Source organism: Pedobacter sp. 05L430 (assembly GCF_056397585.1).
On sequence record NZ_JBFTNT010000501.1, the window covers coordinates 1 to 1,592 of the forward strand.

A 1,592-nucleotide genomic window follows, 5' to 3' on the forward strand; every position below is an offset into this window, starting at 1 on the left:
ATTAATTGGAAAATAAGCATGAAGAAAGCATAATTTATCACACAACTGGACAAGGGTTCGACTCCCTTCGGGTCCACGGATTAAATGGAAAGGAGTGGTTAAGACAAGTTCTAAACCACTCCTTTCTTGTTTCAAAGCATTTTTTCTATATTTACTTGCTGCACCTAACCACAATATCCAACGCATTTTATTTACACCAAGGAAACACCATAAGTAAAAACCCATTTACACCATGAAAGCCAGTCTTAAGGTCCACATGTACACATCTAAACTTTACACCGATAATACGCATCCAATCGTGCTACAGTACATTATTGATGGTCGGGTTAAGAAGAAAGTTATTGCCAGGTGTAAATCAGATAACTGGAATTTCAAAACCAATCGAGTAAAAACAAATGTTACCAATGCTGCTCGTATCAATTCCTATATTTCAACGGAGTACGCAAAAGCTGAAAAGGAACTATACGATCTGAAGTCTGGTGATTTGCGTATTTCAGATATTTTCTCAGAAAAACGGAGGCTTACTTTGGGTGAAGCAATAGAATTAGAACTGGAACGGTTGAAGGCTGAATTTAAGTCAGGATATTATGACAAGATTTCTGCTTTAAAAAAACAAGTTAAAACGGGCGTACTATTATCTGATATCGATGAGAAGTGGTTTGATAACCTGATATCCAACTATGTATCTAAGGGGAATAAAAATAATACGATTATCATGAAGATTAAGCAGCTTCGTGGGATTATATTAAGATATTCAGATAAAGGCGTAACCAGGGAGATTAAACAGGTTAAAGTAGCATCAGAAAAAACAATAAAACTTAAACTAACCAGCGTTGAATTAAAGGCATTGGAAGAATTAAAATTACCTGATGATGATCTGCTTACCGCCACGCGTGATATTTTCCTTATGCAGGTATATTTGCGTGGGATAAGAGTTGGAGACTTACTACAAGCAGAGGCAAAACAATTTGAAGATGGCCGGTTTATGTATACGGCAGATAAGACCGGGAAGGGATTAACGATAAAACTAATACCCCGCGCTCAGGAGATATTGGATAAGTATTCTGGCAAGCACGATAAGCTATTTCCATTTTTTACATGGAGGCCTAATAAAAAGCTATCAAAGTTTGAAAACGAACGGGCCAGGTTGAAGCATAAAGAAGTATGTACAACAGCTGTTAATAAGAATTTGAAGGTACTGGCGGTCATGGCCGGAATTAAAAAACCCTTATCCTCTCACATTGCGAAACATACTTTTGCTCGTATGGCTATCGATAAGATTAATAATCCAATGGTAACAATGGAATTATTAGGACATAGTACATTGGCTGTACACCAGATCTACTTAAATGATATAAGGCAAGATGATGTGTTGGATAAAGCTGCAGATGATATTTTTGGGGATTAATAGCATACCATTGATTTAAAACTATGTTATTTTTAATAACAAAGGAGTTAGGTAAAGAATTTCTCCTCGATTCTCTTTAAATACCTCTCATAATATTCTATACCTAATTCCGCTATCTCTATTGGGTCTTTGTGCCTTTTTATTGGCTGTCCATTATGCGCATTAGGTGGAGTAAATGCCACAC

At 36.4% G+C, this 1,592-nt stretch carries 2 protein-coding genes; one reads left to right on the plus strand and one right to left on the minus strand.

Features of this window, described 5'->3' with window-relative positions; translation table 11 throughout:
* Positions 1-186 (minus strand): hypothetical protein (locus tag AC1DG9_RS26825; protein WP_477635665.1); only part of this gene is annotated, 186 nt, incomplete at its 3' end.
* A gap of 46 nt (positions 187-232) precedes the next feature.
* Here AC1DG9_RS26825 and AC1DG9_RS26830 point away from each other — a divergent pair.
* Positions 233-1,408 (plus strand): tyrosine-type recombinase/integrase, encoded by a 1,176-nt coding sequence (locus tag AC1DG9_RS26830; protein WP_477611983.1) that lies wholly within the window; start codon positions 233-235, stop codon positions 1,406-1,408.
* The last annotated feature ends 184 nt before the right edge of the window (positions 1,409-1,592 follow it).

Bases quoted from the DNA above. Each gene is read 5' to 3' on its own strand.
- AC1DG9_RS26830 (WP_477611983.1), top strand. From the start codon at position 233: ATGAAAGCCAGTCTTAAGGTCCACATGTACACATCTAAACTTTACACC.